General features: G+C 72.6%; 23 protein-coding genes and 2 riboswitches. Of the genes, 8 read left to right on the top strand and 15 right to left on the bottom strand.

What is annotated here, in order from left to right:
* Positions 1 to 4: 4 nt before the first annotated feature.
* Together ACF3NH_RS19195 and ACF3NH_RS19190 are read left to right on the top strand one after the other, a co-directional pair.
* Positions 5 to 2044, top strand: coding sequence for an NAD(+) synthase (locus tag ACF3NH_RS19195; protein WP_198366902.1), 2040 nt, complete (start codon positions 5 to 7; stop codon positions 2042 to 2044).
* Between the two features lie 111 nt (positions 2045 to 2155).
* A complete protein-coding gene (locus ACF3NH_RS19190) occupies positions 2156 to 2767 on the top strand; it encodes a cysteine hydrolase family protein (protein WP_232477166.1) in 612 nt (203 codons plus the stop codon).
* 13 nt (positions 2768 to 2780) lie between these two features.
* Here ACF3NH_RS19190 and ACF3NH_RS19185 read toward each other — a convergent pair whose 3' ends face one another.
* Together ACF3NH_RS19185 and ACF3NH_RS19180 are read right to left on the bottom strand one after the other, a co-directional pair.
* Entirely contained in the window at positions 2781 to 4685 is a 1905-nt protein-coding gene (locus ACF3NH_RS19185) for a glycoside hydrolase family 15 protein (RefSeq protein WP_422925149.1), read from the bottom strand.
* On the bottom strand, positions 4685 to 5689 hold the full coding sequence (locus ACF3NH_RS19180; RefSeq protein WP_422925147.1) for an SDR family oxidoreductase: 1005 nt from the start codon (positions 5687 to 5689) through the stop codon (positions 4685 to 4687). Before ACF3NH_RS19180 ends, ACF3NH_RS19185 begins: the two co-directional genes overlap by 1 nt.
* Before the next feature lie 161 nt (positions 5690 to 5850).
* Here ACF3NH_RS19180 and ACF3NH_RS19175 point away from each other — a divergent pair, with 161 nt between their 5' ends.
* A complete protein-coding gene (locus ACF3NH_RS19175; RefSeq protein WP_422925145.1) occupies positions 5851 to 6879 on the top strand; it encodes an amidohydrolase family protein in 1029 nt (342 codons plus the stop codon).
* On the opposite strand, the gene ACF3NH_RS19170 is transcribed toward ACF3NH_RS19175, so the two are convergent.
* From ACF3NH_RS19170 to ACF3NH_RS19155, 4 genes are all read right to left on the bottom strand, one after another.
* Positions 6779 to 7198: a nitrile hydratase accessory protein gene (locus tag ACF3NH_RS19170; RefSeq protein ID WP_422925143.1), complete on the bottom strand. Its 420-nt coding sequence runs from the start codon at positions 7196 to 7198 to the stop codon at positions 6779 to 6781. The genes ACF3NH_RS19175 and ACF3NH_RS19170 overlap by 101 nt on opposite strands.
* Positions 7185 to 7841, bottom strand: a complete 657-nt coding sequence (nthB, locus tag ACF3NH_RS19165; protein ID WP_422925141.1) for a nitrile hydratase subunit beta — start codon at positions 7839 to 7841, stop codon at positions 7185 to 7187. The genes ACF3NH_RS19170 and nthB overlap by 14 nt, the downstream gene beginning before the upstream one ends.
* The gene (gene nthA, locus ACF3NH_RS19160; RefSeq protein WP_422925139.1) at positions 7838 to 8476 is read right to left on the bottom strand and encodes a nitrile hydratase subunit alpha; all 639 of its coding nucleotides are present in this window, start codon (positions 8474 to 8476) and stop codon (positions 7838 to 7840) included. The genes nthB and nthA overlap by 4 nt, the downstream gene beginning before the upstream one ends.
* Positions 8477 to 8600: 124 nt before the next feature.
* Positions 8601 to 8903, bottom strand: coding sequence for an HU family DNA-binding protein (locus tag ACF3NH_RS19155; protein WP_232477164.1), 303 nt, complete (start codon positions 8901 to 8903; stop codon positions 8601 to 8603).
* Between the two features lie 276 nt (positions 8904 to 9179).
* Here ACF3NH_RS19155 and rfbD point away from each other — a divergent pair, with 276 nt between their 5' ends.
* The 4 genes from rfbD to ggt all read left to right on the top strand — a co-directional run bounded on the left by rfbD (position 9180) and on the right by ggt (position 13692).
* Positions 9180 to 10064, top strand: coding sequence for a dTDP-4-dehydrorhamnose reductase (gene rfbD, locus ACF3NH_RS19150; protein ID WP_422925137.1), 885 nt, complete (start codon positions 9180 to 9182; stop codon positions 10062 to 10064).
* A 63-nt stretch (positions 10065 to 10127) separates the two neighbouring features.
* Positions 10128 to 10233, top strand: a riboswitch (glycine riboswitch).
* Positions 10234 to 10236: 3 nt separating this feature from the next.
* A riboswitch (glycine riboswitch) is annotated at positions 10237 to 10331 on the top strand.
* A 69-nt stretch (positions 10332 to 10400) separates the two neighbouring features.
* Entirely contained in the window at positions 10401 to 11645 is a 1245-nt protein-coding gene (locus ACF3NH_RS19145) for a D-amino acid dehydrogenase (protein ID WP_198366894.1), read from the top strand.
* A gap of 112 nt (positions 11646 to 11757) precedes the next feature.
* On the top strand, positions 11758 to 12015 hold the full coding sequence (locus ACF3NH_RS19140; protein WP_422925134.1) for a hypothetical protein: 258 nt from the start codon (positions 11758 to 11760) through the stop codon (positions 12013 to 12015).
* 69 nt (positions 12016 to 12084) lie between these two features.
* Positions 12085 to 13692 carry a gamma-glutamyltransferase gene (ggt, locus tag ACF3NH_RS19135; RefSeq protein WP_422925132.1) on the top strand — a complete coding sequence of 536 codons (1608 nt, stop codon included), beginning with the start codon at positions 12085 to 12087 and terminating at the stop codon, positions 13690 to 13692.
* A gap of 19 nt (positions 13693 to 13711) precedes the next feature.
* On the opposite strand, the gene ACF3NH_RS19130 is transcribed toward ggt, so the two are convergent.
* Entirely contained in the window at positions 13712 to 14866 is a 1155-nt protein-coding gene (locus tag ACF3NH_RS19130; protein WP_422925130.1) for an ABC transporter substrate-binding protein, read from the bottom strand.
* A 3-nt stretch (positions 14867 to 14869) separates the two neighbouring features.
* Positions 14870 to 16099 (bottom strand): metal-dependent hydrolase family protein, encoded by a 1230-nt coding sequence (locus ACF3NH_RS19125; RefSeq protein WP_198366891.1) that lies wholly within the window; start codon positions 16097 to 16099, stop codon positions 14870 to 14872.
* A gap of 81 nt (positions 16100 to 16180) precedes the next feature.
* Here ACF3NH_RS19125 and ACF3NH_RS19120 point away from each other — a divergent pair, with 81 nt between their 5' ends.
* Entirely contained in the window at positions 16181 to 17827 is a 1647-nt protein-coding gene (locus tag ACF3NH_RS19120) for an ABC transporter substrate-binding protein (RefSeq protein ID WP_198366890.1), read from the top strand.
* Between the two features lie 40 nt (positions 17828 to 17867).
* Here ACF3NH_RS19120 and ACF3NH_RS19115 read toward each other — a convergent pair whose 3' ends face one another.
* From ACF3NH_RS19115 to ACF3NH_RS19085, 7 genes are read right to left on the bottom strand one after another with little or no spacing between them, the layout of a single operon-like run.
* Complete coding sequence (locus ACF3NH_RS19115; RefSeq protein WP_198366889.1) at positions 17868 to 19262, bottom strand: amidase; 1395 nt, start codon at positions 19260 to 19262, stop codon at positions 17868 to 17870.
* A complete protein-coding gene (locus ACF3NH_RS19110) occupies positions 19259 to 19471 on the bottom strand; it encodes a hypothetical protein (RefSeq protein WP_198366888.1) in 213 nt (70 codons plus the stop codon). The genes ACF3NH_RS19115 and ACF3NH_RS19110 overlap by 4 nt, the downstream gene beginning before the upstream one ends.
* Before the next feature lie 32 nt (positions 19472 to 19503).
* Positions 19504 to 21153, bottom strand: a complete 1650-nt coding sequence (locus tag ACF3NH_RS19105) for an ABC transporter substrate-binding protein (protein ID WP_422925125.1) — start codon at positions 21151 to 21153, stop codon at positions 19504 to 19506.
* Between the two features lie 22 nt (positions 21154 to 21175).
* A complete protein-coding gene (locus tag ACF3NH_RS19100; protein WP_198366886.1) occupies positions 21176 to 22081 on the bottom strand; it encodes an ABC transporter permease in 906 nt (301 codons plus the stop codon).
* On the bottom strand, positions 22078 to 23031 hold the full coding sequence (locus tag ACF3NH_RS19095) for an ABC transporter permease (RefSeq protein WP_422925122.1): 954 nt from the start codon (positions 23029 to 23031) through the stop codon (positions 22078 to 22080). Before ACF3NH_RS19095 ends, ACF3NH_RS19100 begins: the two co-directional genes overlap by 4 nt.
* 10 nt (positions 23032 to 23041) lie before the next feature.
* Positions 23042 to 24040, bottom strand: coding sequence for an ABC transporter ATP-binding protein (locus ACF3NH_RS19090; RefSeq protein WP_198366884.1), 999 nt, complete (start codon positions 24038 to 24040; stop codon positions 23042 to 23044).
* Positions 24037 to 25134 (bottom strand): ABC transporter ATP-binding protein, encoded by a 1098-nt coding sequence (locus tag ACF3NH_RS19085; protein WP_422925120.1) that lies wholly within the window; start codon positions 25132 to 25134, stop codon positions 24037 to 24039. Before ACF3NH_RS19085 ends, ACF3NH_RS19090 begins: the two co-directional genes overlap by 4 nt.
* Positions 25135 to 25215 lie beyond the last annotated feature (81 nt).

The following is a 25215-nucleotide window of genomic DNA, read 5'->3' as shown; positions in this document are numbered from 1 at the left end:
CATCATGGAGTTCCATGCCCTCTACCGCCACGGCTTCGCCCGGGTGGCCGCCTGCACCACCCGCTGCCACCTGGCCGATCCGGCCCGCAATGCCGAGGCCATCCTGGCGGCGGCGCGGCGCTGCGATGCCGAGGGCGTGGCGCTCGCCGTCTTTCCCGAGCTGAGCCTGTCGGGCTACGCCATCGACGACCTGCTGCTGCAGGACACGCTGCTCGACGCGGTGGAGGCGGCGGTCGCGGAGCTGCTGGCGGCGACGGCGGCGATGCGCCCGCTGCTGCTGGTGGGCGCGCCGCTGCGCCATCGGGGCCGGCTGTACAATTGCGCCCTGGCCCTGCAGCGCGGCCGCCTGCTGGGTGTGGTGCCGAAGGTGCATCTGCCGAACTACCGCGAGTTCTACGAGCGCCGCCACTTCGCCGCCGGCGAGGGCACCGAGGGCGGGCACATCCGGCTCGCCGGGCAGGAAGCGCCCTTCGGCCCCGACCAGATCTTCCGCGCCGACGACCTGCCGGACCTCGCCATCCATGCCGAGATCTGCGAGGACGTCTGGGTGCCGGTGCCGCCCTCCAGCCAGGCGGCCCTGGCCGGCGCGCTGGTGCTCGCCAACCTCTCGGCCAGCAACATCACCGTGGGCAAGGCCGACACCCGCCGGCTGCTGGCGCAGGCGCAGTCGGCGCGCTGTCTCGCCGCCTATCTCTACGCCGCCGCCGGGGCGGGGGAATCCACCACCGACCTCGCCTGGGACGGGCAGGTCTCGATCTTCGAGAATGGCGCCATCCTGGCCGAGAGCGACCGCTTCCCCGAGGCCGACCAGATCGTCACCGCCGACATCGACCTCGACCTGCTGCGCCAGGAGCGCGCCCGCCAGGGCAGCTTCGACGACAACCGCCGCCGCCTGGCTCCCGCCTTCCGCGAGATCGGCTTCCGCCTCGACCCGCCCACCGGCGACATCGGCTTCCGCCGCGCGCTGGAGCGCTTCCCCTTCGTGCCCGCCAATCCGGAGCGGCTGCACCAGGACTGCTACGAGGCCTACAACATCCAGGTCTCCGGCCTGGTGCAGCGGCTGCGCGCCACAGGCAACGGCAAGCTCGTCATCGGCGTCTCCGGCGGGCTCGATTCGACCCAGGCGCTGATCGTCGCCGCGCGGGCCATGGACCTGATGCAGCGGCCGCGCACGGAGATCATCGGTTATACCCTGCCTGGTTTCGGCACCTCGGCCGGTACCAAGACCAACGCGCACCGGTTGATGGCGGCGCTCGGCATCGATGCCCGCGAGCTCGACATCCGCCCGGCGGCGCGGCAGATGCTGAGCGACCTCGGCCATCCCTTCGCCGCCGGCGAGCCGGTCTATGACGTCACCTTCGAGAACGTCCAGGCCGGGCTGCGCACCGACTACCTGTTCCGCGCCGCCAACCACGCCGGCGGCATGGTGCTCGGCACCGGCGATCTCTCCGAGCTGGCGCTCGGCTGGTGCACCTATGGCGTCGGCGACCAGATGTCGCACTACAATGTCAATGCCGGCGTGCCGAAGACGCTGATCCAGCACCTGATCCGCTGGGTGGCCGCCTCGGGGCAGTTCGAGGCGGAGGTGAACGAGACGCTGCTCTCGGTGCTGGACACCGAGATCTCGCCCGAGCTGATCCCGGCCGATGCCGAGACCCAGGCGCTGCAGAGCACCGAGGCCAGGATCGGCCCCTATGCGCTGCAGGACTTCAACCTGTTCTACACGCTGCGCTACGGGTTCCGCCCTTCCAAGATCGCCTTCCTGGCGTTGCAGGCCTGGGGCGATGCCGCCGCCGGCCGCTGGCCGCCCGGCTTTCCCGAGGCGCGGCGGCAGCATTACGACCTGCCGACCATCCGCCGCTGGTTGGAGGTCTTCCTGCAACGCTTCTTCGGCTTCAGCCAGTTCAAGCGCTCGGCCATGCCGAACGGGCCGAAGGTGGTGGCCGGCGGCTCGCTTTCGCCGCGCGGCGACTGGCGCGCGCCCTCCGACGGCAATGCCCGCGCCTGGCTGGAGGAGCTGCGCCGCAACGTGCCCGGCGACTGACACCGGCGACTGACACCGGCGGCTGGACACCGGCGGCTGACCGGCGCGCCGCCCTGCATCCCTCGCGCTCCTGGCTCATTCTTCACTCCGGGACAACGGGAGAAGGACGCCATGAGCAAGAAACCAGGTCTGCGCCAGGGCCCGCTCTCGGAGCGGTGCCTGCATCTCTGCATCGACATGCAGCGCCTCTTCGGACTGGGCTCGCCCTGGCACACGCCCTGGATGGAAAGGGTCCTGCCGGTGGTCGAGCGGCTGGTGGCGGCACATCCGGACCGCACGGTCTTCACCCGCTTCATCCCGGCCCGGCGCCCGGGCGAGGGGCACGGCACCTGGAAGCGCTATTACGAGAGCTGGTCGGAGATGACGCTGGAGGCACTGCCGCCTGGCCAGACCGAGTTGCTGCCCGAGCTGGCGCGCTTCGCACCGCCGGCGCGGGTGCTGGACAAGACCGTCTACTCGCCCTGGCTGGATGGCGCGCTCGACCGGCTGCTGCAGGAGCGCGAGGCGGACACGCTGATCATCAGCGGCGCCGAGACGGATGTCTGCGTGCTGGCGGCCGTGCTCGGCGCGGTCGATCGCGGCTACCGGGTGGTGGTGCCGATGGACGCCATCTGCTCCTCCTCCGACCGCACGCATGACGCGCTGCTGACCCTCTACAACGAGCGCTACGGCCAGCAGATCGAGACGGCAGACAGCGAGGAGATCCTGCGCGCCTGGGCCTGAGGGACGGGCGGCCTCACGCCTCCGGCGCGCCGCCGGGGGGATGGCGGGGGGGCGGGCTGGGCGCGAGGCGGTTGCGGGTCTCGCGCAGCGCGCGGTCCGCATAGCTGCCGCGCACCGCCTCCCGGCCCCCGGCCTCGTAGAGATCCAGCACCAGGGCGCTGTGGATCAGGCCGAGATGGCTGAAGGCCTGCGGGAAGTTGCCGAGGAACTCGCCCGCCTCGCCGATTTCCTCGGCATAGAGGCCGACATCGTTGGCCATCGCTACCAGGGCGGCGAAGCGCTCCCGCGCCTCCCGCTCGCGGCCGAGCGCCAGCAGCGCGTCGACCAGCCAGAAGGCGCAAAGGAGGAAGGTTCCCTCGTGCCCCGGCAGCCCGTCCTCGGTCTTGTAGCGATAGACCAGCGGGCCGTGCCCCAGCCGCGCGATCACGGCATCGACGGTGCGCTCCAGCACCGCGTCATCCAGCGGGAAGCCGAGCATCGGCGCCAGCAGCAGCGCCGCGTCCACGTCCTCGCCGCCCATGACCTGCGTGAGATGGCCGCGCACCGGATGCACGCCCTCGCGCCGGATCGCCTCCTCGATCGCCTGCCGCTCGTGCAGCCAGTGCTCGCGCGCTCCTAAGCAGCGGATGGCGCGGTCCAGTGCCACCCAGTTCATCAGCGCGGCATGGACGTAGTGCTGTTCCGGCTGGCGCGGCTCCCACAGCCCCGCATCCGGCTCGCGCCACTCCCGGGCCACGAGGTCGGCCAGGGCGATGGCGGTGTCGCGCAGCGGGCCTTCCACCGCGCCGCCGATGCTGTGGTGGAAATGGATCAGGTCCAGCACCTGGCCATAGACGTCGAGCTGGTGCTGCTCCGCCGCCTCGTTGCCGTTGCGCACCGGGCGGCTGCCGCGATAGCCCTCGAAATGCGCCACCTCCTCCTCTGCCATCCCCCGGCTGCCGGTGATGTCGAAGAGCGGCGGCAGGCGCCCGTTCTCGCCGCGGCAAAGGCCGAGGACGAAGTCGAGGAAGGCCTGCGCCTCCCGCACCTGGCCGTGCTTCTTCAGGGCATAGAAGGCCAGGCAGGAATCGCGCAGCCAGCAGAAGCGGTAGTCCCAGTTGCGAATGCCGCCGACCTCCTCCGGCAGCGAGGTGGTGGCGGCGGCCACCATGGCGCCGGTCGGGGTGTAGGTCAGGCCCTTCAGCACCAGGGCACTGCGCTCCACCATCTCGCGCCAGGGGCCGGCATAGGTGGCGCCGCGCGACCACTCGCCCCAGCGCCGGGCCGCCTCATCCAGCAGGGCCTGGAAGCCGGGCAGCTCCTGCGCCGCGCTGGCGGCATCGCCCAACAGGAAGTGGCGCGCCGCCCCGGCGGCCAGGGTGAAGCGCGCCAGGGCGGCCTCGCCGGCCGGGGAAAACTCCACATCCGTCGCCAGGGAAGGACCCTCCGCCATATCGACCAGGCCGGGCGTCAGGCGCAGCGCCGGGAAGGCCGTGGCGAAGCCCGCCAGGGGCTGATGGCGCGCCACCATCACGACCTCGCCGACGAGGCCCTCGACGCGGCGCAGCAGCCGGTCCGGTCCCTGCCCGGAGGGCGGGCCGGCGACCAGGGCATCGGTCAGCAGCACCTCGCCCCGCGCCGTCCGGAAGCGGGTCTCCAGGATCATGGTGCCGGGGCGGTAGGCGCGCGTGACCGTGCAGGCCTCGGCCGGCCGGACCTGGAAGAAGCCGCCGCGGCGGCGGTCGAGCAGGCGCGAGAAGACCGGCTCGGCATCGAAGCGCGGCAGCGCCGCCCAGTCGATCGAGCCATCGCGCGCGACCAGCGCGCTGCCATGGCCGTCGCCTAGGAAGGCGTAATCCGCAATCGGCCGGTAGTCGCGCCCCGCCGGCTCGGCCTCGCCCTCCAGCGCCGGCAAAGCCAGCGGCTCGGAAGGCCGCATCAGCCGCGCCTCCGGCCCAGCGCGAGACCGACGCCGCAGGCCAGGGCCAGGGCCGCGCCGCCGGCGAGCGCCCGCGCCGCCCCGCCCGAGAGCCGCAGCGCCCGGTCCGTGGCCTCGGCGGCATAGGGGCCGTCCAGCCGGTCGAAGACGGCGCGCGGCTCGAAGAGATTCCCCGCCGCCTGGGCCGGGCGCGGCGGCGCGGCCGGATCCATCTGCCCGGAGGGCGCGGCGCGGGCCAGGTAGCGGTCGGCGAGGCCCGGCATCAGGGGCCCGAGCAGCGCCATCAGCCCCGCGCCGCCGAGCCAGTGCTCACGGCCGCCATGGATCAGCGCCGCCTCGATGGCGCGGGCCGCCGCCTCGGGCGTCACCGCGCGGCCCATCGGACGGGGGCGGTGCGGCAGGCGCGCCCGGGCCCAGGCGAATTGCGGGGTGTTGACCGCCGGCAGGTGCACCTCGGTCACGCTGATCCGGCTGCCTTCCTGCCGCAGCTCGGCGCGGAGCGAATCCGTGAAGCCCTGGATGGCATGCTTGGCGCCGCTATAGGCGCCCTGCAGCGGAATGCCGTGATAGGCCAGCGCCGAGCCGACCTGGAGGATGCGGCCGGGCCGGTTCCGCCCCCGCATCCGCCGCAGGGCCGCCATGGTGCCGTGGACATAGCCCAGGTAGCAGACCTCGGTGACGCGGCGGAACTCCTCCGGGCTGACGTCATGGATCGGGGCGTAGAGCGTGACCATGGCGTTGTTGATCCAGGCGTCGATCGGGCCGAGCACGCGCTCGGCCTCGCCCGCCGCCACCTCGACCGCCGCGGCATCGGCCACGTCGCAGGGCAGCGGCAGGGCCTCGGCGCCCAGGGCCCGGACCTCGCGGGCCAGCGCCTCCAGGGGCTCGGCGCCGCGCGCGATCAGGCCGATATGCCAGCCGGCCCGCGCCAGGCGCAGCACCGTGGCCCGGCCCACCCCGGCCGAAGCCCCCGTGACCACCGCCACCCGGTCCCTGTTGCGCATGCCGGCTCCTTCCTCGAATGCCAGGGAAGAAGAGGCGGCCGGCCGGAAAGTTGCCGTTTTGTCATACGGTGCCGCTCTCGCTCCCCGCCTCGGCTTGCCGCATTGTGGAACCGGGGAGATGCCCGACGCGGACAAGGACCCGACGCGGACAAGGAAAGGTCATGCACGCCCGACGCTACAAGGGTCCGATCATCGACGCCCACCATCACCTGTGGGACCTGTCGATGCGCCGCCATCCCTGGATCTCGGGCCGGCATGTCGGCGTGCTGGGCGACGTCAGCCATCTGCAGCAGGACTACCTGATCGACGACCTGCTGGCGGACATGGCGGGCCAGGGCGTCGTCGGCTCGGTGCATGTCGAGGCGCTGTGGGACCGGATCCACGATCCCTCGGAGGAGACGCTCTGGCTGGAGGGGCTGGCGCGCCCGGCGGGAATCGCCGGACGCTATGTCGGCTATGTGCCGCTCGCGGCCGGCGGCGCGGCCGAGATGCTGGAGCGCCAGCTCGCCGCCTCCCCCCGCCTCGCCGGCCTGCGCGAGACCATCCGCTGGCATCCCGATCCGGCGCGGAGCTGGACCCTGCGCGGCCTGACGGAGCACGCCGCCTGGCGCCAGGGGCTCGCGCTGCTGCGCGCGCACGGCCTGGTCATGGAGCTGCTCATGAACCCCTACCAGGCCGAGGAGGTGGCGGCGCTGGCGGCGGCCCTGCCGGACCAGGTCTTCATCGTCGACCACTGCGCCTCGCCGCTCGACCGCGACGCGGCGGGGCTGGAGCGCTGGCGCCGCGGGCTGGCGATCTTGGCGGCGCGGCCCAATGTCGCCATCAAGCTCTCGCACCCGAGCGCCTACAGCGAGGGCACGGAGACGGAGGCGCTGGCGGCCGTGGTACTGCCCTGCCTCGAGGCCTTCGGACCCGGGCGGGCGATGTTCGGCAGCGATTATCCCATGGCCCGCCGCAGCATGTCCTACGCCGCCATCTGCGACGGCCTGCGGGAGATCCTGGCCCCCTTCAGCCCGTCGGAGCAGCGCGCCGTCTTTCACGACAACGCGGCGCGCTACTACCGCTTCCCACCCACGGAACCGCCGCGCCTCAGCCCGCCAGATGGCCCGTGGACGGTGGCCCGGGCGGCCGGGACCCGGCGGAGGCGGGAGCGGTCGGGGGAGAGGCCAGCGGATCCGCCGCCAGGGTGATCGGCCGGCCATGGGGTGTCGCCGCGGCCGCCCGTGCCCAGGCCTGGCGGCGCGCCTCCAGCGCCTCCGGCGCGACGATCCCCTTCTCCGCCAGCAAGGCCTCCAGCGCATCCAGCCACTGCGCGTAGTAGGAGCCGCCGCCGGAGGCGATGCGGCGGCCGAGCGCCTCCGCCCATTCGCCCCAGCCGAAGCATCCCGCCTCGTGCAGGGCCACGGCCATGGCGAAGGCCTGGGCTTCCCAGGGCTCGGCGAAGACCGGACCCTCCGCGTCGCGCGGCAGGCTCAGCGCCTCGGCCGTCGCATCGTCACACCGGCTCAAGATAGGACTCCCAGGCATCCAAGATGACGGTGACGGCCGGATCGGCGCCCTCGCCCCAGAGCTCGCCGGCGGTGAAGCGGACGGCGTAGAGCCATTGCGGCGCCTCGTCGCCGCCCAGCGCCAGCGTGTCCGGAAAGACGAAGACACCCTGCACCCGCTCGATGACGCCCCGCCGCCCGCGCGCGTAGCGTGGCAGGCGGGTGTGGCCGCTGGTCTGGAAGTTGCGCGCCCGCACGGCCTCCCCCTCGGCGAAGCGCGCCGGCGCCCCCGCCGGGCGGGAATAGGGCGAGCCGCGCGCCAGCATCGGCGCGACCTCGGCGGCGGCGAGCGGCTTCAGCGGCCTGCCGGGCCCGTATGCCTTGCCGTCGCGCAGTTCGGCCTCGGTCACCAGCCCCTTCTGCAGCAGCAGCTTCTCCAGACCCTTGATCCAGATCTCGTAGTAGCTGGAGGTCAGGTACTCGCCCGGCGGCAGGGTCTCCCGCGCATGCCGCGCGGCATCGATGCTCCATTGCCCGAGCGCCCCGGCCGCGAGCGTCACCGCCAGGGCGCGCTTCTCCCAGCCGGCATGGAAGCGGACCTCCTCCGGCTCCGGCCGCACCGGGCCGAAGCCCTGCATGCCGCCCAGGTCCTGCGCGCCGTTCATGCCGCCGGCTCGCGCGCCAGGGCGGTGCCGATCATGGAATCGCGGCTGACGAGATCGGCCAGCCGCGATTCCTCCCAGCCCTCGGTGCCGGCGGGCCGGCGGGGGATGACGAGGTAGCGCGTCTCGGCCGTGGAATCCCAGACGCGGATGCGCGTCGTCTCCGGCAGGGTGACGCCGAAATCGGCCAGCACGCCCCGCGGATCGAGCACGGCGCGGGAGCGGTAGGCGGGCGACTTGTACCAGGCGGGCGGCAGGCCCAGCACCGGCCAGGGGTAGCAGGAGCACAGGGTGCAGACGACCATGTTGTGCTCCGCCTCGGTGTTCTCCACCGCCACCATGTGCTCGCCCTGGCGTCCGGTATAGCCGAGGGAATGGATGGCGGCCGAGGCGTCGCGCCGCAGCCAGTCGCGGAAGTCGGGATCGGCCCAGGCCTTCGCCACGACGCGGGCGCCGTTGCGCGGGCCGATGCGCGTCTCGTAGGTCTCGATCAGCGCGTCCAGCGCGGCCGGATCGGCGTAGCCCTTCTCGACCAGCAGGGATTCCAGCGCGCGCACGCGCAGCGCCATCCCCGAGAGCTCGCTACCCTCGTCATGATGGTCATGGTCATGGTGGTGATGGTGATCGGGCCCGCTCATCGCCGCTCTCCCTGCCTGGGGACACGACACCATTCCGCCGGGCGCCGAAGGGGTCAAGACCGGAGGGGGCGGGGCCGGAAATGTCAGGGGCGGCGGAGCACCCGGAGGCCTCCGCCGCGCGCCGTCAGCCGGCCTCGCCGAGGCGGCTCTTGAGATCCTTGGCCGGCTTGAACTTCACGGTGCGGCTGGCGGCGATCTCCACCACCTCGCCGGTGGCCGGGTTGCGGCCCTGGCGGGCGGCGCGCTCGCTCACCGCGAAGGAGCCGAACCCGGCCAGGCGAACCTCGCGCCCGGCCCCGAGGGTGTCGCCCAGGGTCGACAGCACGGCCTTCAGCACCGCATCGGCCTGGGTCTTGGGCAGGCCCGTGGCGGCGGCGGCGGAATCGATCAGATCCTGGCGGCTCAGCGGGCGGGTATCTTCGGTCAAGGCGTCACTCCGACTTGGTGGTAATGCCCGAGGAGAGACACAACCGCCCGTGGCCGGTCAAGCGCGCGCCCGGCCCGGAAGGCCCGCGAAGCCCCGCCTTCCACAGGTTTTTTGGCGGGACGGCCCGAAAATGACGCTCCTGTCATCCCCGGGCGGGCCGGGACCCGCAGCGGCGGGCTGGGCGGCGCGGCGGGCCCGGCCTAGAAGACGGGGAGAGACAGGGAGACAGAGAATGCCGGTTCACCCCCTTCATCGTCGCCAGGGCTCCGCCCGCTGATGCGGATCCTCGTCGCCGGCCGCACCGGCCAGCTCGCCCTGGCGCTCTCCCGCCGCCTGCCGCGGGACGGGCACCAGGTCACCGCCCTGGAGGCGCCCGAGCTGGACCTGACGGACGCGGCCTCGATCGCCCGCGCCGTGGCCGACACGGCGCCGGAGGTCGTCATCAACGCCGCCGCCTACACGGCGGTGGACCGCGCCGAGGACGAGCGCGACCTGGCCTATGCCATCAACGCGACCGGCGCGGCCCTGCTGGCCGAGGCCGCGGCCCGGCGCGGCCTGCCCTTCGTGCATGTCTCCACCGACTATGTCTTCGACGGGCTGAAGGGCAGCCCCTATGTCGAGACCGACGCCGCCAGCCCGGCCGGTGTCTATGGCGCCTCCAAGCGCGCCGGGGAGGAGGCCGTGCTGGCCGCCAATCCCCGCTCCGCCATCCTGCGCACCGCCTGGGTCTGCAGCGCCGACGGCAACAACTTCCTCAAGACCATGCTGCGCCTCGGCGCCGAGCGGGAGACGCTCAGCGTCGTCGCCGACCAGCACGGCGCGCCCACCTTCGCCGCCGACCTGGCGGAGGCCATCGCCCGGATGCTGCCGCGCCTGGCCGCCGCCGGGGCCGGCGACGAGGCCTTCGGCCTGTTCCACCTGACCGGCGCGCCCTGGACCACCTGGCACGGTTTCGCCGCCGAGATCTTCGCCCAGGCGGCGGAACGCGGCGCCAGGGTGCCGGCGCTGAAGGCCATCACCACCGCCGAGTATCCGACCAAGGCGCGGCGCCCGGCCGATGGCCGGCTGGATTGCGGGCGGATCGGCCGGGTGCACGGCATCGAGCCGGCGGACTGGCGCCGCTCGCTGGCCGCCGCGCTGGAGGTGCTGCTGCCCCGCTGAGGCGGGAGGGCCGATTGTGCTTGACGGCGCCGGCGCGGCTTTGCCACCCTGCGCCGCGTCCGCCGAAGCCAGGCAGGAGAGCGCGGCAGGCCCTCGTCAGAGGCGCCATGCCGCCGCCGACGGAGCAACCCCCCAGGAAACTCTCAGGCACCCGGACTGCAGGGCGAGGACGATCTGGAGAGAGGCGGACCGGGCATGGCCCCGGCACCGCCCGCCGAAGGGGATATCCCGGCGCGCCGGGTTAAGCTCTCAGGCACCGTGACAGATGGGGGCAGACGGGCGCGGCCGAGGACCGCACCGCGCTGCCGCGCCATCCTCACGGAGACGGCTCGACCCATGAGCAAGATCGCCATCATCGGCGCCGGGATCACCGGCGTGACCACCGCCTATGCCCTGCTGCAACGCGGCCACCAGGTGGTGCTGCTCGACCGGCACCGCTATGCCGCGATGGAGACCTCCTTCGCCAATGGCGGCCAGCTCTCGGCCAGCAATGCCGAGGTCTGGAACAGCTGGGCGACGGTGCTGAAGGGCATGAAGTGGATGCTGCGGCAGGATGCGCCGCTGCTGCTGAACCCCCGCCCCGGCTGGCACAAGTACAGCTGGATGGGCGAGTTCCTGGGACAGATCCGCCACTACCGCGCCCATACGATCGAGACCACGCGCCTGGCCATCGCGGCGCGCAGGCACCTTTTCGACATCGCCGCGCTGGAGGGCATCGACTTCGACCTGGAGCGGCGCGGCATCCTGCACATCTACCGCGACCGGCCGGGCTTCGAGGCGGCGCAGCGCACCAACGCGCTGCTGACCGAGGGCGGGCTCGACCGCCGCGCCGTGACGCCGGAGGAGATGCGCGCCATCGAGCCGGCGCTGCAGGGCACCTATTACGGCGGATTCTTCACGCCCTCGGATTCCACCGGCGACATCCACAAGTTCACCCGCGGCCTGGCCGAGGCCTGCCAGCGCCATGGCGCCCGCTTCGTCGCCGAGGCCGAGGTCAGCCGCATCACCCACACCGCGCGCGGCATCGAGATCGCCTGGGACAAGGCCGGGCGGGGCGTGCCGGGCGGCGTGGAGGTGGTGGACCGCCTCGTGGTCTGCGCCGGCATCGCCAGCCGCCGCTTCGCCGCGCTGCTGGGCGACCGCGTCAACGTCTATCCGGTGAAGGGCTATTCCATCACCGTGCACCTGGACGATGCGCGGAGCCAGGACGCCGCGCCCCAGGTCAGCCTGCTGGACGACGCCACCAAGATCGTCACCAGCCGGCTGGGCCGCGACCGCTTCCGCGTCGCCGGCACGGCCGAGTTCAACGGCGAGAACCGCGACATCCGCGCCGACCGCGTCCGGCCCCTGGTCGATTGGGTGCGCGACCTCTTCCCCGAGGTCAGCACGGCGCGCAGCGTCCCCTGGGCGGGGCTGCGCCCGATGACGCCGGGCATGATGCCGCGCATCGGCCGCGGCAGTCGTCCGGGCGTCTTCTACAACACCGGCCATGGCCATCTCGGCTGGACCCTCTCCGCCGCGACGGCGCAGATGGTGGCCGAGGCGATCGGCGAGGAGGCGCGGCGCAACATCGCCGCCTGAGGCGGCCGGGCCGCGTCTCGCGGGATTGTGAGGCACGCCGGACTCCTCCGCGACTCCTGAGGCGAATCAATCGCTTGACGCATCTCGTGACCGTCCCGCTAGCCTGCGGCGCATGAGCCTTCCTGTCCTCGCGGCGGCGCCCGACCCCACCACGCCGCTCTACTACGCGCATGGCTATGCGCTGCATCTCCTCTGCGCCTGCGGCCAGGAGGCCTGGCCGACGGTGGAGGAGATCGCGCTCTCGCGGCGTTTCGCCCGCGACACCCGCTTGGCCGACCTGCCGCGCCGCCTGCCCTGCGCGGATTGCGGCGCGACGCCGGAGCTTCGGGCGGTCCTGCCGGCCCCTCGGGCGGGGCGGGGCGGGCGCTAGCACCGGCGGCGGCTTCACGCCCGGCGCCCTTCGGCGCACTCTGCCGCCTCGCGGGGAAGGAGCACGGCGATGCGGGGCATGGTGGTGGCGGCGCAGCCGGAAGCGGTGGAGGCCGGGGTCGAGGTGCTGCGGCGCGGCGGCAACGCCGTGGATGCCGCGATCGCCTGCGCCTTCAGCCAGGGCGTCGTCGATCCGCAGATGTGCGGCATCGGCGGCTTCGGCGCCATGCAGCTCTGCCTGCCGCGCCAGGGCGTGCACACGGTGCTGGAATTCTTCTGCCGCGCTCCGCTCGCCGCCACGCCCACGATGTGGACGGAGAAGTTCATCGGCCAGTCGCGCGACGGCTTCGTCTTCCTGCTCTCCGACCAGGGCAACGATCTCGGCCACGGCGCCATCGGAACGCCGGGCAATGTCGCGGGCTATTGCGAGGCGCTGTCGCGCTTCGGGACGATGCCGCTGGCCGAGGTGATGGCGCCGGCCATCGCCCAGGCGCATCGCGGCGTGCTGGTGCGGCCCTACATGCACTACTACTGGACCATCGACCACGGCGGCGACGGCCAGGTGAATGTCGAGGACAAGCTGCGCTTCAGCACGGAGGGGCGGCAGGTCTATTTTCGGCCGGACGGGCGGCTGAAGCGCCCCGGCGAGACGCTGCGCAACCCCGGGATGGCGCGCACGCTGGAGCGCATCGCCGCCGGCGGCGCGGAAGAGTTCTATCGCGGCGCCCTGGCGCGCGAGATGGTCTCGGACATCCAGGCGGGCGGCGGGCTGATCACCCTGGAGGATCTGGCCGCCTATCGCGTGCGGGAGAAGGCGCCCGTCTGGGGTCGTTACCGCGGCCTGCGCATCGCCTCCAACCCGCCGCCCGCCGGCGGCGCCTCGCTGATCGAGCTGCTGCAGATCCTCGGGCATTTCGAGCTCGGCGCGCTCGGCCATGGCAGCACGGAGCACCTGCGCATCCTCGCCGAGGCGATGAAGTGGATGACCATCGACAGGGACGCCCATATGGGCGACCCCGACTTCGTCGACGTGCCGCTCGGCCGGCTGCTCTCGCCGGAGCACGCCGCCCTGCTCGCCGGCCGCATCCGCGCCGGCGAGGTGGCGCATGTCGAGCGCGCCGGGGAGCCCCTGGACCCGCCGGACACCACCGTGGTTTGCGTCGTCGATGCCGAGGGCAACGCCGTCTCGCTGACGCACACGCTGGGCATCCCCTCGGGCGTCATCACGCCGGGGCTGGGCTTCATGTACAATGGCTGCATGAGCGGCTTCGACCCGCGCCCCGGCCGCGCCGCCTCCATCGCGCCGGGCAAGAGCCGCGGCAGCGCCATGGCGCCGACGATCCTCTTCGAGGGCGAGGCCCCGGTCATGGTGCTGGCCGCGCCGGGCGGCACCTACATCGTCCCGGCCCTGGCCCAGGCGATCATGAACGTGGTGGATTTCGGCATGGGCATGGCCGAGGCCGTGGCGGCGCCGCGCATCGTCGCGCTGTCCGACACCATCGACCTCTGCAATCGCATCCCGCACGGCACCGAGGCGGCGTTGCGGGCCATGGGCTATCCCACGGCGCGCTCCTACCAGAGCCACGCCTTCGGCGCGCCGCATGGCCTGCTGCTGCGCGACGGCCGCTGGGAAGGCGGCGCCGACCCGCAGCGGGACGGGATGGCGATGGCGGCCTGAGCCGGACGGAAGCGCCGCCTCAGCCGCGGCGCGGCCCATCCTGGGCCGGATCGGTGCTCACCCAGTAGGTGCCCTCGAACGGCACGGCCGAGAAGCGGCGGTTGATCTCCTCCAGCGTCGCGGCGGGATCGAGATCGGCGAAGAGGTCCGGCCGCCCCCAGCGGGCCACCGCCTCGGCGGCGACCATGCCGATCGGGCTGCCGGTGAAGAAGTTCCACAGCCCGTGCAGCCGCCCGTCGCGCACCGCGCCGAGGCTGCGCCATTCCGCCTCGCGCGTCAGCCGGGCCAGGCTCTCCCGCGCCACGGCCGCCGGCACGCCGCTGCCCAGGGCCAGGGCGCCGTCCCGGCCATCGCCGGACAGCGCCAGGCCGGTGCCGATCACCAGATCCGGCCGCATCGCCAGCACCTGCTCCAGCCCGGTCAGGCCGCCATCCGCCAGCCCGGCCTGGCCCTCGGTCGCGTTGCGCAGCCCGGCGGGCGCCAGGTACTCGCCGCCGCCCGAGGCGCCGGCCACCCAGCAGCAGGGCCAGCGGCCGGGGAAGGCGGTCAGCAGGGCCAGGGGCCCCGGCGGGCGGCCGGCAACGCGCTCGCGGAGACGGGCCAGCCGCGCCTCGTGCAGGGCGACGAACTCCGCCGCGGCCTCGCGCCGGTCCAGCACCTCGCCCAGCAGGCGGATGCTGGGGCCGACATTCTCCAGCGGCCTGCGGAAGACATCGATGAACAGCACCGGGATGCCGGCGGCCTCCAGCAGCGCCAGCTCCTGCGCCGAATCGTCGCGCCGCCTCTGCCACGCGCCGAGGATGACGAGATCCGGCCGCAGCGAGAGCACGCGCTCCAGCGAGAAGGCCTGCCCCACCCCGCCCGTCACCTCCGGCACCGCGGCCAGCGCCGGGAAGCGGCGCATCCAGGCCTCGTGGCTCCGCGGGTCGGCCTGGCGCAGATCACCGCCCATGCCGGCCAGCAGCGAGACCGGATCGGGGTGCAGAAGCCCCATGGCCAGGAGCTGGAAGCTCTCGCCCAGCAGGATGGCCCGTGGCGGCGCCTTCAGCGTCACGGTCCTCCCCGCCATGTCGGTGACGCGCCGCGGCCAGGCGGGCTGCGCCGCGGCGCGGATCGCCGGCAGCACCAACGGCGTGGCCAGGAGCGAAAGGAAGCCGGCGCGGGTGAGGCGCACGGATCAGCCCAGCCCGTTCCTGACGAAGCGGCCACCGCGCAGGATGGCGCGCAACGCCGCCTCCCGCTGCAGCAGCGCCGGGTCGCGGTAGGGATCGCCCTCGACCACCAGCAGGTCGGCATGGGCGCCGGGGGCGATGACGCCGATCTCCCCCTCCATTCGCAACAGCCGCGCCGCGACGGTGGTGGCCGAGGCGATGATCTCGGCCGCCGGAAGCACCCGGGCGCGGATCTCGAACTCCATCGACTGGTGCCGGTGCAGCCCGCCCAGCAGGTCGGTGCCGAAGGCCATGGGCAGGCCGGCGCGGCGCATGATGTCGAGCGATTCGAGGCCCGAGCGCCGCACCGTCTCGATCTTGGCGACCGATTCCGGCTTCAGCCCCATGGCCGCGCCCTCCATCGCCAGGGCCTCGTAGGTGACCAGCGTCGGCACCGCGATCGCCCCGGCCGCCGCCGCCTGCGCCGCCGTCTCGGCGGTGATCAGGTTGCAGTGCTCCAGGGAATGGACCCCGCATTCCACCGCCCGGCGGATCGCCGCGTCGGTGTAGAGATGCGCCGAGACATAGGTTCCGAAGTTCTCCGCCTCCTCGACCACCGCGCGGATCTCCTCGCGCGAGAAGCCGAGGGCGTGGATCGGGTCGCTCGGCGAGGCGACGCCGCCATTGGCCATGATCTTGATGAAGCGGGCCCCCGCCTTCAGCTCCTCGCGCGCGGCGCGACGCACGGCGTCCACGCCGTCGCAGAGGCGGCCGAGCGCGCCGACCCGCTCGGAGAAGATGCCGGGCCGGTCGTCGAAGGGGCTACGCAGGTCGGAATGCCCGCCGGTCTGGCTCAGCGCCTTGCCGCAGACGACGAGGCGCGGGCCCTCCACCAGCCCCTCCTCGACCGCGATGGCCAGGCCGGCATCGGCGCCACCCACGTCGCGCACCGTGGTGAAGCCGCGCATCAGCATGCCGCGCATCACCGCCCCGGCGCGGAAGGCCGCCAGCGAGGAGGGCTGCATGGCATTGGCGCCCAGATCGACCATGGCGGCGATGACGTGGACATGCGCGTCGATCAGGCCGGGCATCAGCGTGAGGCCATCGAGGTCCAGGCGCGTCGCCGAGGCGCTGTGGATCGGGCGGTCCGACACCTCGCGCACCCGGCCGCCCTCGACCAGCACGGAGAAGCCGTCCAGCAGCCGGTCCCGCGCCGGGTCCAGCAGGCGTCCGCCGGTGAAGAGGAAGGATTCCATCGCGCTGCTCCATGCTCGCCGGCGTGGCCGGCGGCCCGCCTCTTGCTTCCTCCTCTAGGCACTTCAGCAGGGAGCGTGAAGATGGCTTTGTCACGTCGCGGACTCATGGCCGCCGGGGCCAGCGGATTGATCGGCGGCGGGTTGGGCCTGCCCATCCCGGGCGCAGTCCGCGCCGCGCATGCCCAGGCGCCGGGCACGGGTGGCGGCACCATCCGCTACGGCATCTCGATGGCCGACATCCCGCAGACCACCGGCCAGCCGGACCGCGGCGCCGGCGCCTACCAGTTCACCGGTCACACGATCTACGATCCGCTGGTGGCCTGGGAGATGGATGTCGCCGAGCGCCCCGGCAAGCTGGTGCCCGGCCTCGCCACCTCCTGGGAGACCGATCCCGCCGACCGGACGAAGTGGATCTTCCGGCTGCGCCCGGGCGTCACCTTCCATGACGGCAGCGCCTTCGACGCCGATGCGGTGATCTGGAACTTCGAGAAGGTGATGAACAGCCAGGCGCCGCACTTCGACAACCGCCAGGCGGCGCAGGTGCGGCCGCGCCTGCCCTCCGTCGCGGCGTGGCGGAAGCTGGACGCCATGACGGTCGAGGTCACCACCAAGGCGGTGGACAGCCTCTTCCCCTACCAGCTGCTGTGGTTCCTGATCTCCTCCCCCGCGCAGTACGAGAAGCTCGGGCGGAGCTGGGAGAAATTCGCCTTCGAGCCCTCCGGCACCGGCCCCTTCCGGCTGGCGAGGCTGGTGCCCCGCGCCAGCGCCGAGCTGGTGCGGCATGACGGATACTGGAACCCGGCCCGCCGGGCCAGGGCGGAGCGCATCATCCTGCTCTGCGCGCCGGATGCCGTCTCGCGCACCAACGCGCTGATCGGCGGGCAGTTCGACATGATCGAGACCCCCGCGCCCGACATGGTGCCGCAGCTGCGCGCCTCCGGCTCGCGCATCGTCGAGAACGTCACGCCGCATGTCTGGAACTACCATCTCTCGCTGCTGGAGGGCTCGCCCTGGCGCGACATCCGCCTTCGCAAGGCGGCCAACCTCGCCATCAACCGCGAGGAGGTGGTGGCGCTGATGAACGGCCTGGCCAAGCCGGCGGTGGGCGTGGTGGACCCCTCCTCCCCCTGGTTCGGCAAGCCGGGATTCGAGGTGAAGTACGACCCCGACGCCGCGCGCAAGCTAGTGGCCGAGGCCGGCTACGGCCCCCGCAACCCGCTGAGGACAAAGTTCCTGGTGGCGACCGGCGGCTCGGGGCAGATGCTCTCCATGCCGATCAACGAATACTGCCAGCAGTCGCTGCGCGAGGTCGGGCTGGAGATCGAGCTGGTGCCGGTGGAGCTGGAGGTGCTCTACACCTGCTGGCGCCAGGGCGCCGCGGGGGAGCTGGCGAAGCGCAACGCCGTCACCGCCAACAATGTCGCCTATGTCACCTCCGACCCGCTCTACGCGCTGATCCGCTTCTTCCATTCGAAGCAGGTCGCGCCGACGGGGGTGAACTGGAGCCACTTCAGCGACGCGGAGGTGGACCGGCTGATCGACCAGGCGGTGACCAGCTTCGACACCGCCGAGCAGGACCGGCTGATGGCCGAGGTGCACCAGCGCGTGGTGGACGAGGCGTTGCTGGTCTTCGTCGTGCACGACACCAACCCGCACGCGATGACCCGCAAGGTCGCCGGCTACACCCAGGCCCAGCACTGGTTCCAGGACCTGACGACGCTGGCCTGAGGCGCCGCCGGGAGGGCCGCGCCCCTCCCGGCCCCGCCGCTCACAGCGGTGGGCGCCGCTCCATCCAGCCCGCCGCCTGCTCATAGGCCTGGGCAACGCGCAGCAGCATCGCCTCGTCATGGTTGCGCCCGACGAGCTGCACCGAGAGGGGCAGGCCATTGGCCGCGAAGCCGGCCGGCACGGCGAGGGCCGGATGACCCGTCGCGTTGAACGGGCCGGTCAGGGGATGCTGCCGGCGGAACGGGCCCTCATCCACCGCATCGACCCGCGGCGCGGCCGCGGCGATGTCGGGGCAGAGGATGGCGTCGCAGCCGGCGAGCACGGCATCGACCTCCGCCGCGATCATCCGCCGCAGCCGCTGCGCCTGCACGTAATGCGGCCCGGTCACGAAGGCGCCGACCATCAGCCGCTCCCGCGTCACGCGGCCATAATCCTGCGGCCGCTCGCGCAGGTCCCGCTGGTGGATGGCGAAGCCCTCGGCCAGCAGGATGACCTGCAGGCAGGCATCCATCACCCGCCGCGGCGGCAGCCTCACCTCGACGATCTCGGCGCCGAGCAGGGCGAGCAGCTCGGCGGCGGCGGATAGCGCCGCCGAGGTCTCGGCATCCAGCAGCGCCTCCTCGTTGAAGCGCGGGGCGATGCCGATGCGCAGGCCGGCGACACCGGCCCGCAGCTCGCGCAGATAGTCGCCGGGCGGCACCGGGGCCGAGGCCGGGTCGCGCGGATCGTGCCCGGCCAGCACCTGCATGGCCAGGGCGCAGTCCTCCACCGTCCGGGTCAGCGGGCCGGTATGGTCCATGCCGAAGCTCAGTGGCACGACGCCGTGGCGGCTGAGCCGGCCATAGGTCGGCTTCAGGCCGACCACGCCGCAATAGGCGGCGGGCAGGCGGATCGACCCGCCGGTGTCGCTGCCCATGGCCAGCCCCACCATGCCCGAGGCGACGGCCACGCCGGAGCCGGAGCTGGACCCGCCGGCGAAGTGCTCGACATTCCAGGGGTTGCGCGCGTTCGGCCAGGGCAGTTCGTCGGTCGGGCCGCCGCGGGCGAACTCATGCGTGGACAGCTTGCCGAGCAGGACCATGCCGGCCGCCTCGAGCCGCTCGGTCGCGTCGCTGTCGGCCTCGGCCACATGGCCGAGGCGCAGCCGGGAATGCGCCGTGGTGGGCAGGCCGGCGGCGTCGTAGATGTCCTTCAGCGCGAAGGGGACGCCGTGCAGCGGCCCGCGCCGGCGGCCGGCACGGATCTCGGCCTCGGCGCGGCGGGCGGCGGCCAGGGCGCGGTCCGCGGCCAGGGTGACGAAGGCATGCAGCCTGCCGTCGAGCGCGGCGATGCGCGCCAGCGCCGCCTCGGTCAGGGCGGTCGGGGATTCACCGGCGGCGATGCGCGCCGAGGCCTCGGCGAGGCCCGGGACCGGCGGCGGAAGGGCGGCGCTCACGACCGCCCCGCCGCCCGCCCGGCGCCCGGCGCCGCCGGCGTGAAGACGGCCGCCGGCTCGGCCGCGTAGGGGTAGGGCTCGTCCAGCACCGAGGCCAGCTCGGCATAGGCCAGATAGGCTTCGTACATGGCCGGCTCACGTTCGGGCGGGACGCTGATCCCGGCCCGCGCGAGGCAGGCCCTGAACTCGGCACGCAGATCCTGAGGCATCGTTCGTTCTCTCCAGTCGGGCGCCGCGGCGATCAGCCCATGCGGATCGGCGTCAGGTCCTGGAACCAGGACTGCGCCTGCACGAAGCCCTGCACCCTGGGGCTGATCGCCCGGGGATTGAGGTCGTGCGCGGCGAAGAGGAACAGCGCCTCGTCGACGATCTTCTCATGGACCCTGGCCAGCAGCGCGTCCTGCTTCGCCGCGTCGAAGGTGTTGTAGACCTCGGTGAACAGGGCATCGAAGGCGGGATCGTTGAACCAGCCCCAGTTGACGCCGCGCGGCGCGTGCAGATCCGATTTCAGCAGGCGGATGAAGGCGCTGTAGGGGTCGAAGGCGGCGTAGGAGAAGTTGATGCCGGTGCAGCCGCGCACATTGGGGCCCTTGGCGCCGCCCTGCCAGATGGTGATCAGCGTGTTCCAGTCGAAGACCTCGAAGCTGATGTCGAAATAGGCCTCCTTCAGCGCCTGCTGGATGTACTCGTTCATGGGCAGCGGCTGCATCTGGCCGGAGCCCGAGGAGGAGATGCCGATCCGGGTGCGCAGCGGGTTGGCGGCGCTGAAGCCGGCCTCGCCCATCAGCTTGCGCGCCTGCGGGAGGTCATGGACCAGCTTGAAGGACGGGTTGCCGGCCCAGGGGTTGCCCGGCGGCACCAGCCCGTTGCCCTCGATCATCAGCCCGCCCAGCAGTTCCTTCAGCTCCGCGCGGTTCAGCGCCAGGTTGGCCGCCTTGCGCACGCGGATGTCGCGCCACGGCGAGCCCTCGACCATCGAGAGGTGCCAGGTCCAGTTGTGCGGATAGGCATTGGTGATGATCCGGAAGTTGGCCGCCCTGAGGCTGTCCAGCGCATCCGGCGGCGGCGCCTCGATGAAGTCGACCTGTCCGGAGCGCAGCGCGGCGACGCGGGTATTGGCCTCGGGCAGCGGCAGCAGGGTCAGCCGCGCCGACTTCGCCACGCGCGCCTTGTCCCAGTACTCGTCGAAGCGGGCCAGCTCCGCCCGCTCACGCACGCTGAAGCTGGTGAGCTTCCACGGGCCGGTGCCCACCGCCTTCAGCAGGTAGTTGTCCCAGTTGCTGCCGGCCGCCTCCCAGGCGCCCTTGTGCACCACGCCGAGCCAGGTCAGCGCGTAGGGGATGGTGCTGTCGGGGATCGAGGTCTCCAGCCAGAAGCGGCCATCCTCCCCGGCGCCCCAGCGCGCGAGCGTCGGGAAGCGGGGCGTCACCTGGGCGGAGGCGCGGGCGTCGAACCAGGGCGCGTCGCGCTTGAAGGCGCGGTCGAAGGTGAAGATCAGATCCTCGACCGTCAGCACATGGCCGTCATGGAACGGCACGCCCTGCCGCAGGGTGAAGAGCCAGCGCTTCGGGTCGCCGGGATCGACGGCCCATTCCGTCGCGAGGCCGGGCTTCAGCGTGGCCGCCTTGTCGGACTGCGAGAGATCCCACATCACGAGCTGGTCGTAGAGGGTGATGCCCATGAAGCGCTGCCCCTCGCCGCCCTGGTCGGGGCAGCCGTTGGAGAGCGGCACGGCCGAGGCCGTCATGCCGACGCGCAGATGGCCGCCCGGCGCCTGGGCCAGGGCCGGGTCCCAGCCGATGGCGGCGGGACCTATCCAGGCCGGCAGGGCGGCGGCGGCAGCGGCGGCGGAAGCGCGGAACAGGCCGCGGCGGTCGAGGGAGAAGGTCATGTCCGGCTCCGGGAGGCGGGGTTCAGGAACGCACGTCCATGGCCGAGCGAAGCCCGTCGCTGACCAGGTTGAAGCAGATGCTGGTGGCGAAGATGCAGAGGCCCGGCAGCATGGCGATCAGCGGCTGGCTGTAGATCGCGGTCCGCAGCGTGTTCAGCATCAGCCCCCATTCGGCCTCCGGCGGGCGGGTGCCGAGGCCGAGGAAGGAGAGGCCCGAGGCCAGGATCATCGAGACGCTGATCAGGCTCGTGGCATAGACGAAGATCGGGCCCAGGACGTTGGGCAGGACATGCACCCGCACCACCGTCAGCGCGCCGGCGCCGCTGGCCCGCGCCGATTCCACGTAGTCGAGGTTGCGCACGGCGGTGGTGGTGGTCTCGGAGACGCGGATGATCTGCGGGATGAAGACCAGCGTCAGCGACAGCATGGCGTTGGAGATGCCCGGCCCCAGCGCGCCGCTGATGGCGACGGCCAGCAGCACCGAGGGGAAGGCGTAGAACACGTCGGTCGTGCGCATGATCAGCATGTTCACCCAGCCCCCGGCGAAGCCCGCGACGATGCCGAGCAGGCCGCCGATGCCGAAGGCGATGATCACCGGGGTGATGCCGAGGAACCAGGAGAGCCGGCCGCCATAGAGCAGGCGTGTCAGCATGTCGCGGCCCAGCTCGTCGGTGCCGAGGGGGTAGCGCCCGTCCTGGAACCAGACCGGCTTCAGGCGGCGGATCATGCTGGTCTGGTAGGGGTCGTGCGGCGCGATCCAGGGGGCGAGCAGGATCGCCGCCAGCATCAGCAGCAGGATGGCGCCGCAGACCAGCGTCACCGGATCGCGCGAGAGGCGCTTCATCACCCCGGCCCAGTAGCCCTTGCTGCGGGCCGGCGCGGCGGGCGTTGCGAGAAGGGTGGGGTTGTTGGCCACGGCGCTGTTCATGTGCGGCGGATCCGGGGATCGAGCGCGGTCTGCAGCAGATCGACCGCGAGGTTGAGCACCACGAAGAAGAGGGCGAGCACCAGGATCGTGCCCTGCAGCACGGGGATGTCGCGCTGGAAGATGGCGCTGTTCAGCAGGAAGCCGGTGCCGGGCCAGGAGAAGACGGTCTCGACCAGGATGGAGCCGCCCATCAGGTAGCCGAGCTGGAGGCCCATGATGGCCAGCACGCTGGGCGCCGCGTTCTTCACCACGTGGCGCACGACGCCGCCCCGGCGCAGCCCCTTGCCGCGCAGCGTGGTGATGAAGTCCTGGTTCAGGATCTCGACCACCGTGCCACGCACGGCGCGGGTGACGATGCCCATCGGGATGACGCTCAGCGTCAGCGCCGGCAGCACCAGGAACTGGATGTGCTGCCAGTCCCAGGCCCAGGAGGCCGAACCGCCCGGCCCCGCCCCCATCGCCGGCAGCGCGTTCAGTATGACGCTGAACACCACCACCATGACCATGCCGAGCCAGTAGTGCGGCACCGAGACGCCGGCCGAGGCGAAGGCCACCGCCAGCTTGTCCACCCAGGTGCCGCGGAAGGCGGCGGCGAGCGTGCCGAAGGCGGTGCCGGCGAGGAAGCCGATGCCGGCCGCGGCCAGCGCCAGCATCAGCGTGTTGCCGACGGCGGCGTAGAGATCCTCCGAGACGCTGCGGCCGGTGGCCAGCGAGCGGCCGAGATCGCCCTGCAGCACATGCCAGAGCCAGAGCACGAACTGCACCGGCAGCGGCTTGTCGAGCCCGTATTCGCGGCGGATCTGCTCGACCACGGCGGCCGGGGCGTCGGCGGGGACGATGGCGTTGACCGGGTCGCCCGGCGCGATATGCACCAACAGGAAGCAGACCAGGCTGACCGAGAGGGCAATCGGCACCGCGTAGAGCAGGCGGCGGAGCAGGTAGAAGAACATGGCCTTCTCCTCAGGCGGCGGCGTGCAGGGCGAGGTCGGGCACCCGCACGCAGCGGGCGGCGCGGCCGGGCTCGGGGCTGCGCCGGGACGGCACCGCGGCCAGGCATTCCTCGGCGGCGAAGGCGCAGCGCGGCGCGAAGGCGCAGCCCTGCGGCAACCGCTCCAGGTTGGGCGGCGCGCCGGGGATGGTGGTCAGCCGCTGGCCGCGCAGCCCGGCATGCACCGTGGCGCCGAGCAGCCCCTGGGCATAGGGATGCAGCGGCCCGCGCATCAGCGCCTCGGTCGGCCCCTCCTCGATGAAGCGGCCGGCATACATGACGGCGATGCGGTCGGCGATCTCGCCCGCCACGCCGAGGTCGTGGGTGACGAAGATCACCCCCATGCCCAGCTCCTGCTGCAGCTGGCGCAGCAGCAGCAGGATCTGGATCTGCACCGTGGCGTCGAGCGCGGTGGTCGGCTCGTCGGCCAGCAGCAGCTTCGGCCGGCAGGAGAGCGCGATGGCGATCATGGCGCGCTGCCTGAGCCCGCCCGAGAGCTCGTGCGGATAGGCGGCGAGGCGGCGCTTGGCCGAGGGGATCTGCACCAGTTCCAGCAGTTCCAGCGCCCGTGCCTCGGCGGCCGCCCGGCCGACGCCCTCGTGCCGGATCACGGTCTCGGTGATCTGCCGGCCGATGGTGAAGACCGGGTCGAGCGCCGTCATCGGCTCCTGGAAGATCATGGCGACGCTGCTGCCGCGCAGATCGGCCATCGCCGCCTCGGAGGCGCCGATCACATCCCGTCCGGCGACCCTCAGCGTGCCCTTCAGCACGGTGCGGCGCGGCGGGTTCAGGCGCATCAGCGCGCGCAGCGTCACCGACTTGCCGGAACCGCTCTCGCCCAGGATGCACAGGCTCTCGCCCTGGGCCAGGTCGAAGTCGACGCCGTTGACGGCATGCACCGTGGCATCGCGTGAGACGAAGCGGACCTCGAGGTCGCGCACATGGACGAGCGGTGCGGGGGACGCGCTCATGCCGCCGCCTCCAGGGCGGGCGCGCGCGAGTGGCCGCTGCCGGGGACCAGCATCAGGCAGGCCGCCTCCTGGCCGGAGGGCGCCGGGCTGAGCGCCGGCACGCGGCCGGCGCAGAGGTCCTCGGCATATGCGCAGCGGGTGCGGAAGCGGCAGCCGGAGGGCGGGTTGATCGGGTTCGGCGGGTCGCCCGAGAGCGGTGGCTCGGTGCGGCGGCGGCCGGGGATCATCGAGGGCCGGCTGGCCAGCAGCGCGGCGGTGTAGGGATGCGCCGGCGTGTCGTAGATCGCGTCCACGGCGCCGATCTCGGCGACCTGCCCGAGATACATGACCAGCAGCCGGTCCGACATGTACTGCACGACGTTGAGGTCGTGGCTGATGAAGAGATAGGTCAGGCCGAACTGCGCCTTGAGGTCGGTCAGCAGGTTCAGCACCTGCGCCTCGACCGACTTGTCGAGCGCCGAGACGGGCTCGTCGAGGATGATCAGCCGTGGCCGCAGCGCCAGGGCGCGGGCGATGTTCACCCGCTGCCGCTGCCCGCCCGAGAGCTCGTGCGGATAGCGGCGGGCGAAGTTGGCCGGATCGAGCCCGACGGCGGCGAGCAGCTCGCCCGCGCGCGCCAGCGCGTCGCGTCCGGCCAGGCCGTGCACCTTCGGCGCGAAGGCGATGCTCTCCTCGATGGTCAGGCGCGGGTTCAGCGAGGCGTAGCTGTCCTGGAACACCATCTGCACCTGGCGGCGGTATTCCTTCAGCGTCATGCCGCCGGGCCCGACCGTCTGGCCGTCGAAGATCACCTCGCCCGCCGTGGGCCGCATCAGCGCCATGATGAGGCGGGAGGTGGTGGACTTGCCGCAGCCCGATTCTCCCACGATGCCGAGCGTCTCGCCCTTGCGGAGGGAGAAGCTGACGCCGTCCACCGCCTGGACGACGCCGGCACTGCGGCCGAAGAATCCCGATGAGAGGGGGAAATGCTTGGTCAATCCCCGCACCGTCAGCAGCGGCTGGGCGGGGCCGCCGAGATCGGGCATGGGATGCAGGATGGACGGGGTCGTCAGCGGACAGGCCCTCCGGGGCTGCTGGAAGGAGACGGCAATCACCAAGCAGGTTTCGTGCCAGCAGAGGCCATGCCGCCGGAGGAGGACCGCGCCCGGCCGCCCTCGGCTTGCGGCCGGGCAGGA

This window comes from Pseudoroseomonas sp. WGS1072 (assembly GCF_049340465.1).
Classification (GTDB): Bacteria; Pseudomonadota; Alphaproteobacteria; order Acetobacterales; family Acetobacteraceae; genus Pseudoroseomonas.
Note: the sequence above shows the minus strand (reverse complement) of the source record. Positions and strands in the feature narration are given on the sequence as shown.

What these genes read in the sequence shown, in the direction of transcription:
- nthA (WP_422925139.1), bottom strand. Translation starts at nt 8,476, where the DNA reads ATGAGCGGGCCCGATCACCATCACCACCATGACCATGACCATCATGAC.
- ACF3NH_RS19125 (WP_198366891.1), bottom strand. Translation starts at nt 16,099, where the DNA reads ATGGAATCCTTCCTCTTCACCGGCGGACGCCTGCTGGACCCGGCGCGG.
- ACF3NH_RS19120 (WP_198366890.1), top strand. Translation starts at nt 16,181, where the DNA reads ATGGCTTTGTCACGTCGCGGACTCATGGCCGCCGGGGCCAGCGGATTG.
- ACF3NH_RS19090 (WP_198366884.1), bottom strand. Translation starts at nt 24,040, where the DNA reads ATGAGCGCGTCCCCCGCACCGCTCGTCCATGTGCGCGACCTCGAGGTC.
- ACF3NH_RS19185 (WP_422925149.1), bottom strand. Translation starts at nt 4,685, where the DNA reads ATGCGGCCTTCCGAGCCGCTGGCTTTGCCGGCGCTGGAGGGCGAGGCC.
- ggt (WP_422925132.1), top strand. Translation starts at nt 12,085, where the DNA reads ATGCGGGGCATGGTGGTGGCGGCGCAGCCGGAAGCGGTGGAGGCCGGG.
- nthB (WP_422925141.1), bottom strand. Translation starts at nt 7,841, where the DNA reads ATGAACGGCGCGCAGGACCTGGGCGGCATGCAGGGCTTCGGCCCGGTG.
- ACF3NH_RS19190 (WP_232477166.1), top strand. Translation starts at nt 2,156, where the DNA reads ATGAGCAAGAAACCAGGTCTGCGCCAGGGCCCGCTCTCGGAGCGGTGC.
- ACF3NH_RS19100 (WP_198366886.1), bottom strand. Translation starts at nt 22,081, where the DNA reads ATGAACAGCGCCGTGGCCAACAACCCCACCCTTCTCGCAACGCCCGCC.
- ACF3NH_RS19180 (WP_422925147.1), bottom strand. Translation starts at nt 5,689, where the DNA reads ATGCGCAACAGGGACCGGGTGGCGGTGGTCACGGGGGCTTCGGCCGGG.
- ACF3NH_RS19195 (WP_198366902.1), top strand. Translation starts at nt 5, where the DNA reads ATGGAGTTCCATGCCCTCTACCGCCACGGCTTCGCCCGGGTGGCCGCC.
- rfbD (WP_422925137.1), top strand. Translation starts at nt 9,180, where the DNA reads ATGCGGATCCTCGTCGCCGGCCGCACCGGCCAGCTCGCCCTGGCGCTC.
- ACF3NH_RS19145 (WP_198366894.1), top strand. Translation starts at nt 10,401, where the DNA reads ATGAGCAAGATCGCCATCATCGGCGCCGGGATCACCGGCGTGACCACC.
- ACF3NH_RS19175 (WP_422925145.1), top strand. Translation starts at nt 5,851, where the DNA reads ATGCACGCCCGACGCTACAAGGGTCCGATCATCGACGCCCACCATCAC.
- ACF3NH_RS19140 (WP_422925134.1), top strand. Translation starts at nt 11,758, where the DNA reads ATGAGCCTTCCTGTCCTCGCGGCGGCGCCCGACCCCACCACGCCGCTC.
- ACF3NH_RS19110 (WP_198366888.1), bottom strand. Translation starts at nt 19,471, where the DNA reads ATGCCTCAGGATCTGCGTGCCGAGTTCAGGGCCTGCCTCGCGCGGGCC.
- ACF3NH_RS19095 (WP_422925122.1), bottom strand. Translation starts at nt 23,031, where the DNA reads ATGTTCTTCTACCTGCTCCGCCGCCTGCTCTACGCGGTGCCGATTGCC.
- ACF3NH_RS19105 (WP_422925125.1), bottom strand. Translation starts at nt 21,153, where the DNA reads ATGACCTTCTCCCTCGACCGCCGCGGCCTGTTCCGCGCTTCCGCCGCC.